Origin of the sequence: Methanobrevibacter sp. (assembly GCF_045220775.1) — an archaeon.
Classification (GTDB): domain Archaea; phylum Methanobacteriota; class Methanobacteria; order Methanobacteriales; family Methanobacteriaceae; genus Methanocatella.
Window position 1 is genome coordinate 1 of record NZ_JBGUWC010000123.1, and the last position, 9,509, is coordinate 9,509.

The following is a 9,509-nucleotide window of genomic DNA, read 5'->3' on the forward strand; positions in this document are numbered from 1 at the left end:
TCCATTGCCGAAGGTGCACGTGTGGAAATCAAAGGTGTTCAGGACTTGGATTTGATGGCTGAAATCGTAAACCGTGAAGTTGAAAGGCAATTGGCATTGATTGACATTAAAAACCAGTTAAACGAAAGAAATGCTGAAGTCTTGGAAGAAATTCATACTTTAGATGAATTGTTTGTTGATACTGAATCCAAGATTTTAAAATCTGCCCAAACCATTAAAGCGGTTGTCTTGAAAGGTTTCGATGGCTTGATTGGCCGTGAAGTGCAACCTGGAAGAAGATTCGGAACTGAAATTGCAAGCTATGCCAAAAAACGTGGAGTTTCAGGAATTTTCCACTCAGATGAACTTCCTGCTTACGGAATTACCCAAGAGGAAGTTGATAAAGTCAACGAATTTTTAAACATCGGCGAAGATGACGCATTCATTATTGTAGCTCATGATGAGGATGTAGCAATTTCTGCACTTGAAGAGGTTAAAAGAAGAGCTTCATTAGGTTTGGAAGGTGTTGTTGAAGAAACCCGTAAGGCATTGGATGACGGAAACACCGAATACATGAGACCTCTTCCGACTGCAAACAGGATGTATCTTGAAACCGACATTCCACTATTCAAAATCACTCCTGACAGAATTGAACCTATCGCAAGTAATTTACCTGAATTGCCTGACGTTAAACAAGCCAGAATCATCGAAGAATACAATTTAAGTGAAGATCTGGCAACACAGCTTGTCAAAAGGCAAGTTGCAGATACCTTTGAAGCTATTTTAGCGGACGTTGATGTGGATGCAACACCTGTAGCGTCACTACTTGCATATGATTTAAGAGAAATCAAAAGGGAAGGCTTTGACGTTAGTGTGTTGACCTTAGACCACTACAAAGGCATCTTTACTTTATTGGCTGAAGGTAAAATTGCAAAGGATAGCGTACGTAAATTAGCAGTTGAAACTATTAAAAATCCTGATATGGAAATTGAAGAAATTGCTGAGAAAAACAACTTGACCATGCTTAGCGAAGATGATGTTGCTAAAATCATTGCAGATATTGTTGCAAACAATGAAGCAATGGTAAAAGAGCGCCAGATGGGCGCAATGGGTCCTTTAATGGGAATGTGCATGAAACAGCTCAAAGGAAAAGCCGATGGTGGTATGGTCAATAAGATTGTACGTGAAGAAATTCAAAAATTGATTTAGGAAGATTATTCCTAAATTTCTCTTTTTTTAAAAATAGTTTTACATAAAATGAGCGTCAATGCTAATCCTGGCATTTCAAATGGGCAGGATTAATCCAATTTTTTAGCCTCTTCCTGGCCAAGACTTATCAAGCGGAAAACACAACTTTTTCTAAATTTAATATATCATATATAATACGAAAACCATTCCGAAAACGACGTTAGATGATACATTTTAAGCTCTTTATTTTCAAAATCGACTTTATATTCATAATAATCAGATGTATCACTTTCATCGCCGAAAAAAACAATAACAGTATAACTGTCCTTCAATAGGAATTTTCCATCGCCGCATTTATAATCAAAGCCGGAACCGCATTCCCAAAATTTCATACCTATTTCCCTTTCAACTCTTGCAACCTCATTTTTAAACCATGGCAATGCCTCAAGACCATTATGGTAATTGGCATATGACTGCCTTTCGAAGCTGGAATAAGCAGGATTATAAAAAACAGTAATGTTCGATTCAAGATATTGATTTTTAACTTTAAATTTAATTTGAACCCCCTCATCGCTTTGGCGAATGGAAAAAGTACACTGCCTTGGCTTGACATCAACGGAGCTGATTAGATTGCTTTTATGATTGGGAGCCAATAATAAGCGATTCACATATGATGGAAATTCGCTGAATGGAATATCCTCAAATCTTATATCAAGAGGTTGTTGTGAATGACTCCTTTTTCTGCTTTCTCTTGTCTCATAAACCAGATAAGGCAATTCGTTTTCATCTTCCCTGAATCTTCTCATGATATCACCTGTTTAAATTTAAAGATTTTTCCTTTTGCGTTCATCCACAAGAACTGGCCTGTCGCCGGAGCTATCCCAGTAGGTATCCAGTTCCATTCCGCAGCTGATGCATCTTGTTGCATCATCACTGTTCGGATAACTGCAGTAGAAACACTGTTTTGTCATGTTAATCACCATTAATCCGATTAATATATCTGGCACACGGAGATAATATAACTTGTGTCTAAAATCAAATGCAAAATTTTTAAATGATTTCAAGTTCATAAATAACCCTAACTAAAAGTTTTTTGAGGATTAAAATGGAACAGTATGACATCATTATAATAGGAGCCGGCCCGGGGGGCCTTACAGCAGGCATTTATGCAGGACGTCAAGGAACTAAAAACCTAATCATCGACAGAGATCTCGCAGGAGGATTGGGCCGTGAAGTCCCTGCAATGGAAAACTATCCTGGTTTTGACAACATTTCAGGTTTAGAATTAATAGAAAAAACCAAAGCGCAAGCAATCAAAAACTGCGACTTGAAGGAAATGGAAGAGGTTACAGAAATCATAAAAACAGACGATGAATATCGCTTTACAGTCAAAACAAATAAAGATGAATATAAAGCAAAATCAATAATCCTTGCAACCGGAAGCTCACACAGCCCCCTGAACGTCAAAGGTGAAGAGGAGTTCAAGGGAAAAGGAGTCAGCTACTGTGCAACCTGTGACGGATTTTTCTTTGCAGGCCGTGACATTGTAATGGTCGGCGGCGGAAACAGTGCCCTTCAAGAAGCACTATACCTCAAAAACCTCGGAGCAAACGTAACCATAATCCACAGAAGGGACGAATTCAGAGCCCAAAAGCACCTGCAGGAAATGATTAAACAAGCTGAAATCAACACTCTCCTCAACAAAACCGTAGAAGAAATAAAAGGAAACATGCTAGTCGAATCAGTCGTCCTAAAAGACACAAAAACAGGAGAGCTAACAGAAGTCCCAACAAACGGAGTTTTTGTCAGCATCGGCTACATTCCACACACTGAACTGGCAAAACAGCTAGAAGTAGAACTGGACGAATCAGGACATATCATCACAGACAAGAATCAGAAAACCAATGTCGAGTTTGTCTATGCTGTTGGTGATGTTTGCGTTGGTTTGAAGCAGTGGGTTGTTGCCTGTGGAGAAGGTGCAGTCGCTGCAACTTCCGCATTCACAGACCTGCAGAATTAGTTAATAGCGTTCCTGCAAGTAGACATAGATGAAGAATGCTATAACTAGCACTATAAAGACCGGCAAAAGCCAGAAGAATATTCTAAGCACTACTACTGCTATCAAGATAGCAACTATAATTAACACTAAATCTCTAAGTTCCATGTAACATTAATTTATAGCATGTAATATATAAACTTTAAGAGATTTTTTTTAACTTTTTTTATAATAACATATAATAATTATAAAAACCAAAAATAATATCATTATATTTTAATGGAGCATACAATGACAATTTTAGTGATTAACAATAAAGGACAATACAACCACAGAATTCAGAGAAGCTTGCAATACTTGAACATTCCATCTGAATTGGTTTCAAACACACATACAATCGAAGAGATTGAAGCCAAAAGCCCAATCGGGTTGATTTTAGGTGGAGGACCTTCCATTGAAGGTGCCGGGAACAGCGAGGAATACATCAAGCACTTTGACATTCCGATTTTGGGAATCTGTCTTGGCCATCAGTTGATTGCTAAAGCCTATGGTGGGGAAGTCAGCACTTCTGAAACCGAAAGTTATGCTCAAGTTAAAATAAACATTAATAATGATGAAAATTTATTTAATCAGATAGGTCCTGAAATGGATGTCTGGTCATCACATAAGGATGAAGTCAAGACAATTCCTGAGGAATTTGAGATTTTAGCAAGTTCTGATTTGTGTGACGTTGAATCCTTCAAGCACAAGGACAAGGACATATATGGAATCCAGTTCCACCCTGAAGTGCACCATACTCCAAAGGGATCAATTATTTTTGAAAACTTTTATAAAATCTGTCAAGAAAGGTGTAACAATGATTGATAATGCTGAAGACTTAAAAAACAAAGCTGTTGAAAACAAGGCCGGTTTGAAAAGACAATTCGTAAACATCCCAATCGGAGATGAGGAATACGGATTTAGAATATCCGGAATTGGTGAAAAATCTGTGAAAATAGAAAAATTCATTAAATACGATGACATATTCGAAGCCATTGAATCCGGAAATGACAATGGCCTTGAAGCCATGATCAAACAAATCATTGAAGATTATGAGGAAGACAATGAGGAATAAAATGTTAGGCCCAAAAGAATTTATTGAAGATGCAATCCAAAAAATCAAAGACCAAATCGGTGATGAAAAAGCGATTATCGCATTGTCCGGAGGAGTGGACAGTTCAGTATGTTCTGTTCTCGTTCAGGAAGCAATCGGCGATAATTTGACTGCAGTATTTGTAGACCATGGTCTTTTAAGAGAAGGAGAAGTCGAACAGGTAACCAATACCTTCAAAGACAGGTTAAACTTCAAGTTTGTAGACGCTTCCGACGAGTTCATGGATGCCCTTGCTGGCGTTGAAGATCCTGAAGAAAAAAGGAAAATCATCGGAAAGGTATTCATTGATGTATTTGAAAGGGAAGCAATCAAAGCCGATGCAAAATTCCTTGTTCAAGGAACAATCGCTCCTGACTGGATTGAAACCGAAGGAGAAATCAAATCCCACCACAACATTGCTCTTCCAAGCGGAATGGAACTGGAACTTTGCGAACCAATCCGTGACCTGTACAAGGATGAAGTAAGAGAAGTCGGTGATGAATTAGATTTACCGAAAACAACCGTGTACAGACAGCCTTTCCCAGGCCCTGGTCTTGGAGTACGTGTTGTTGGAGCGCTTACCAGAGAAAATGTTGAAATTTGCAGAAAAGCAAACAAAATCGTTTGCGATGAAATCGAAGCTGCAGGACTTAATGAAGAAGTATGGCAATACTTTGCAGTCTTGACCAATACTAAAGCAACCGGTGTCAAAGGAGACCAAAGGGACTTCGGATACCTTGTTGTAGTCAGAGTTGTAAACTCAATTGATGCAATGACTGCTTCAATTACTGAACTTCCATGGGAATTGATTCACACAATATCAAAAAGAATCACTTCCGAAATTTCTGAAGTTACCCATGTTGCACTCTCAATCAGTGACAAACCACCTGCAACCATTGAATTCTGCTAAATACTATTTTAATTAATAGTATTTACCTTTACTTTTTTTAGAAAATCATGAAAACCACTAAAAATGCTTATTTAGCCAAACTGACAGAACAGATTCAGATGAAGTCTGTTAAAGTCGGGAAAAACCTTGAAGGAACAACCCCACCATCAGTATTTATCGGAAGATGGTCCTATCCTAAAGTGTATGCCGGACCGATGATGAGTACCCAGATGGGAGATACCCACATCATGGACTCTCCCGAAGACTGGATTGGCCAGAACAAGACCCAAGAGGAAATCATTAACTACAGGATGGGTCTGGTGAGAGGAAAGCAGCTGATAAAAATCGATGATTTGGAAAATCCATTTGTCGAAAAGCTTCAGGACATTTCACTTGCATCCAAATCAATCGACAGCGAAGCGACTTTCGGCAGAAGACCAACAGGATCTATGCTTACCGAAGACAGCACCCCACACGGTCCAAGCGCAGTCATTGAAAAGTTCGACATAGATGCGGTCAAATGGGACAGGCAGCTTGAAAAGACATTCTATGATACTGACCTGAAGGCAGTTGATGCTGTTGTCAATCTTCACAACAAGGACGTTCCATTCACTGCAATGCAAAAGGCATTTTCAGTTGGTGCTATAGGAACCAAAAACAAAAGGAGACTCGTTCCGACACGCTGGTCAATTACAGCATGTGATTCAACACTTGCAGACGAGTTTCTAAAGGAAGTGAGGAAATTCGAAAGATTGGACACTTACAGGGTATTCGAATTTGGAGCTTTAAACAATTATTATATAATCATCTTAACACCTACCGAATGGCAATATGAATGGTATGAGGCATTCATCAAGCTGATGAGAAATGAAGAGCTGATATTTTCAGATTATGAAACAAACGGCGGCAAAAAGGAATATTCAAGAGTCGGCGGATGCTATTATACTGCTAAAATGGCAGTTCTTGATTACCTGATGCAAATCAAAAAGCAGTCTGGATTGATAATCTTAAGGGAAGCCTATGACGGATATGTTCCTTTAGGCGTATTCAATGTTAGGGAAAACATCAAAGAGGCCATGATGAGGCCATATCTGGAGTTTGAAACTCTAGAGAATTGTCTGGAATATGCAGGAACAAAGCTAAAAATACCGATTAGCAGATATGTAAAGCAAGGAACACTGTTAAATGAAATGCTTCACACAAAGCAGACCACTTTGGACATGTACTTTAAAAGTGAAAAAAATGTTTAAGTTTAAAACCCCATCAAATAAAACAAGAAAAATAATGTCAGAAGTTGCCTTAGGCAGCGATATAGACTATGAAAAGAGCGCTATTGATAAGATTAAAGACTTGACTCATCATGAAGAGGTTAAAATTACATCCAGTGGCAACAATTCCATTTTCATTGCCCTATCAGCAATTGAAGGTGACATTATCGTTCCTGATCAAGGGGGCTGGCACGGATTTAAGCAAATCGCTAAATTCCTAAACAAAAATATTATCACATTAAAGACTGACTTTGGCCTGATTAATCCAAAGGAAATGGACAATCTGGAAATCAATGATAATTCCGCTTTGATTTTTACAAGCTTTGCAGGATATGCAGCAGAGCAGGATACCAAATCCATTTCAAAATACTGTAAAAATAACGGAATCACAACAATTGAGGATGCATCTGCAGGAATTGGAGATAGCAAAAACCTCTTGGGAAATGGAAACTACTCAGACATCATTCTTGCATCAACCGGTTCACCGAAAATGATTAATGTCGGAAGCGGCGGATTCATTTCAGCTGATGATGATGAAATATTCAAAAAATCAGCACTGCCTCAAAAATTAAGCAAAGCATCCCAAATTACATGCAGCGGTATAGACTGTGAAATAGATAATGTAAAGGAAAATCTCGAAGCTACAATAAATGCAACAGAGTATCTAAAAAAACACCTAACCAACTCATTGCACCCAGATAAAAGAGGCGTCAATGTAATTATTCCACATGAAGATGCAAAAGATATAAGCTGGAATTTAAAGCAAAACCTGACAACCGATAAAAGCGGATTCATTACAACATGCCCTAACTATAATCGTGTCAAATCAAAAGCGATTGCAATCGAAGTCAAAAATCTTGATTACGGCTGTCTTAAAAAAGAGAATTTGGATAGAATAATTGAAGAGTTGAAAATTAATAATTTACAGTGAGCTTTGTTATCCTATCAATTATTATTTCTTCAATTGACATGTTCATTAACTCAACATCCCTGATTTTATATATTTTTTTTAAATTTTCCTCATCAGGTATCAACACACTATCATCAGGTGTAAATATTGATGACAGCTCATCTGTGTAATCACCGCAGTTGATTAGCACTGCACACAAATTCATCTCACCTTCCTTGAGACCCAGGATTTTGAATGCCTTTGAAATTTGCCTTTGTGCTGAACATCTCAAGACAAATTCAACACTGATGTCATTTGCCAAATTTTCACCACGGCCAAATGCCAAAAATGCCTGATTCACACCATGAATAATATGATTTTTGGAAACTATAGCATCCGCATTGAAAAGTTGAATTATTTCATCATCTTTTCTGATACTATTAATTAAATTAAGCGTTTCTTCAAGAGAATCAATTGTACCTTTAAAACCCAATATTTGAACATTACTCATGTACATGTTAACACCTAATCACGCAAAAGTCTATTAACTCCAGCAATGTATGCCTTCACACTTGCATTGATAATGTCAGGTTCAGTACCTCTGGCAGATACCATCTTGTCACCTTGCTGCAATTTTATGATTACATCAATGAATGCATCGGTACCGCCAGTGATAGCATCTACGTGATACTCGATCAAGTCAACATCACTGAAAATCTCCAAAGTCTTGAGTGCATTGATTGCGGCATCAACCGGACCTACACCCACACCTGCATTGAGAATTTCCTCATCATCAATGGTAACCTTAACTGATGCTGTCGGCATGACCTTGTTTCCGGACACTATTGTTACCTCATCAAGCTTGATTCTATCTTCATGGTTGATTTCCAAAACGTTATCTGCGATTGCCTGCAAATCCACATCAGTGACTGTTTTACCCTTATCAGCCAGGTCCTTGATGTCATTGCAGATTTGCTGAAGTTGATCCTTATCAACATTCAAGCCCAATTCCTTAAGTCTGCTGTCCAAACCATGAGTTCCCATATGCTTTCCAATTACAAATTTGCGTTTGCGTCCGACAAGCTCTGGAGTCATTGCCTCATAGGTTGCGGAATTTTTAATGATGCCATCAGAATGGATTCCTGATTCATGGGCAAAAGCATTTTCACCTACAATCGCTTTGTTAGGTTGAATATAAACACCAGTGGTCCTTGCAACCAACTTGGAAACATCATAAATTTCATTGATTTTGATATTGGTTGAAAATTGAGGAAGCAATCTGTCAATGCTGACGACACATTCTTCAAAGGAAGTGTTTCCAGCCCTCTCACCTATACCGTTAATGGTGGTGTGGATTTCAGATGATCCTCCTTTTATGGCAGATAATGTATTGGCAACGGCAAGGCCAAAATCATTGTGACAATGGCATGCTATAGGAACCTCAATATCATTTAATTTGTCAAATAACTCAAATGAAGTGTCTGGTGTTAAAATACCCACAGTATCGCATACGCAAATCCTATCTGCACCATGGTCAATTGCATTGGTATATACTGACTTCAAAAAATCAACATCGCTTCTGGAAGCATCTTCGGCAGAAAGTTCAACAATCAAACCATGATCCTTACAGTAGTCAACCGCATTATTAGACATCTCAATTAATTCTTCACGGGATTTTTTTAATTTATCAAAAACATGCAAGTCTGATGTTGGAACAACAAGATTGACTCCATCAACATCACAATCAAGGCAATAATCAATATCAATAGTCAATGGTCTTGAAAAACTTAAAATCTCAGCACCAAATCCTTGCTGTGTAATTCCTTTAATGGATTCTCTTTCACCTTCAGAAGTAATTGCAGAGCCGGCTTCTATATAATCAACACCTATTTCATCCAACTTTGTTGCAATCCTTAACTTTTCTAAAGGAGTTAAAGAAACTCCAGGAGTCTGTTCTCCATCTCTAAGGGTAGTATCTAATACTTTTATATTCAAAAAAATCACCTGAAATTATGCAATACGGGTATTAAGCAATAGAAAAAAAAACAGTTAAAAATAAGTAAATAATAATTGTAATAGAAAGCTTGCAGCGAAATGAAATTCCCATAGAAAACCATAGTACACAAACAAAACACAAAAGGACTTCACTACTGGGATCGAAACGAGAC

11 protein-coding genes are annotated in these 9,509 nt (G+C 38.0%); 7 read left to right on the forward strand and 4 right to left on the reverse strand.

The window, feature by feature from the left end:
- The coding region (gene gatE, locus ACJROP_RS08310; protein ID WP_406535003.1) for a Glu-tRNA(Gln) amidotransferase subunit GatE at positions 1 to 1,188 on the forward strand (1,188 nt) is incomplete at its 5' end.
- Between the two features lie 164 nt (positions 1,189 to 1,352).
- Here gatE and ACJROP_RS08315 read toward each other — a convergent pair.
- Both ACJROP_RS08315 and ACJROP_RS08320 read right to left on the reverse strand, forming a co-directional pair.
- A complete protein-coding gene (locus ACJROP_RS08315; protein ID WP_406535004.1) occupies positions 1,353 to 1,973 on the reverse strand; it encodes a hypothetical protein in 621 nt (206 codons plus the stop codon).
- Positions 1,974 to 1,991: 18 nt separating this feature from the next.
- A complete protein-coding gene (locus tag ACJROP_RS08320) occupies positions 1,992 to 2,138 on the reverse strand; it encodes a 4-Cys prefix domain-containing protein (protein WP_406535005.1) in 147 nt (48 codons plus the stop codon).
- Between the two features lie 134 nt (positions 2,139 to 2,272).
- Here ACJROP_RS08320 and trxB point away from each other — a divergent pair, with 134 nt between their 5' ends.
- From trxB to ACJROP_RS08350, 6 genes are all read left to right on the forward strand, one after another.
- Complete coding sequence (gene trxB, locus ACJROP_RS08325) at positions 2,273 to 3,187, forward strand: thioredoxin-disulfide reductase (RefSeq protein WP_406535006.1); 915 nt, start codon at positions 2,273 to 2,275, stop codon at positions 3,185 to 3,187.
- Between the two features lie 267 nt (positions 3,188 to 3,454).
- The gene (locus ACJROP_RS08330) at positions 3,455 to 4,027 is read left to right on the forward strand and encodes a GMP synthase subunit A (protein ID WP_406535007.1); all 573 of its coding nucleotides are present in this window, start codon (positions 3,455 to 3,457) and stop codon (positions 4,025 to 4,027) included.
- Positions 4,020 to 4,277: a hypothetical protein gene (locus tag ACJROP_RS08335; protein WP_406535008.1), complete on the forward strand. Its 258-nt coding sequence runs from the start codon at positions 4,020 to 4,022 to the stop codon at positions 4,275 to 4,277. Before ACJROP_RS08330 ends, ACJROP_RS08335 begins: the two co-directional genes overlap by 8 nt.
- Position 4,278: 1 nt before the next feature.
- Positions 4,279 to 5,205, forward strand: coding sequence for a glutamine-hydrolyzing GMP synthase (guaA, locus tag ACJROP_RS08340; protein ID WP_406535009.1), 927 nt, complete (start codon positions 4,279 to 4,281; stop codon positions 5,203 to 5,205).
- 47 nt (positions 5,206 to 5,252) lie between these two features.
- On the forward strand, positions 5,253 to 6,434 hold the full coding sequence (locus ACJROP_RS08345) for a hypothetical protein (protein ID WP_406535010.1): 1,182 nt from the start codon (positions 5,253 to 5,255) through the stop codon (positions 6,432 to 6,434).
- Complete coding sequence (locus ACJROP_RS08350) at positions 6,427 to 7,383, forward strand: DegT/DnrJ/EryC1/StrS family aminotransferase (RefSeq protein ID WP_406535011.1); 957 nt, start codon at positions 6,427 to 6,429, stop codon at positions 7,381 to 7,383. The genes ACJROP_RS08345 and ACJROP_RS08350 overlap by 8 nt, the downstream gene beginning before the upstream one ends.
- Here ACJROP_RS08350 and cgi121 read toward each other — a convergent pair.
- Entirely contained in the window at positions 7,367 to 7,858 is a 492-nt protein-coding gene (gene cgi121, locus ACJROP_RS08355; protein ID WP_406535012.1) for a KEOPS complex subunit Cgi121, read from the reverse strand. The two genes, ACJROP_RS08350 and cgi121, sit on opposite strands and share 17 nt — an antisense overlap.
- An 8-nt stretch (positions 7,859 to 7,866) precedes the next feature.
- A complete protein-coding gene (locus ACJROP_RS08360) occupies positions 7,867 to 9,336 on the reverse strand; it encodes a (R)-citramalate synthase (protein ID WP_406535013.1) in 1,470 nt (489 codons plus the stop codon).
- Positions 9,337 to 9,509: the final 173 nt, after the last annotated feature.

What these genes read in the sequence shown, in the direction of transcription:
- ACJROP_RS08345 (WP_406535010.1), top strand. Translation starts at nt 5,253, where the DNA reads ATGAAAACCACTAAAAATGCTTATTTAGCCAAACTGACAGAACAGATT.
- ACJROP_RS08335 (WP_406535008.1), top strand. Translation starts at nt 4,020, where the DNA reads ATGATTGATAATGCTGAAGACTTAAAAAACAAAGCTGTTGAAAACAAG.
- ACJROP_RS08330 (WP_406535007.1), top strand. Translation starts at nt 3,455, where the DNA reads ATGACAATTTTAGTGATTAACAATAAAGGACAATACAACCACAGAATT.
- trxB (WP_406535006.1), top strand. Translation starts at nt 2,273, where the DNA reads ATGGAACAGTATGACATCATTATAATAGGAGCCGGCCCGGGGGGCCTT.
- guaA (WP_406535009.1), top strand. Translation starts at nt 4,279, where the DNA reads ATGTTAGGCCCAAAAGAATTTATTGAAGATGCAATCCAAAAAATCAAA.
- ACJROP_RS08320 (WP_406535005.1), bottom strand. Translation starts at nt 2,138, where the DNA reads ATGACAAAACAGTGTTTCTACTGCAGTTATCCGAACAGTGATGATGCA.
- cgi121 (WP_406535012.1), bottom strand. Translation starts at nt 7,858, where the DNA reads ATGTACATGAGTAATGTTCAAATATTGGGTTTTAAAGGTACAATTGAT.
- ACJROP_RS08315 (WP_406535004.1), bottom strand. Translation starts at nt 1,973, where the DNA reads ATGAGAAGATTCAGGGAAGATGAAAACGAATTGCCTTATCTGGTTTAT.
- ACJROP_RS08350 (WP_406535011.1), top strand. Translation starts at nt 6,427, where the DNA reads ATGTTTAAGTTTAAAACCCCATCAAATAAAACAAGAAAAATAATGTCA.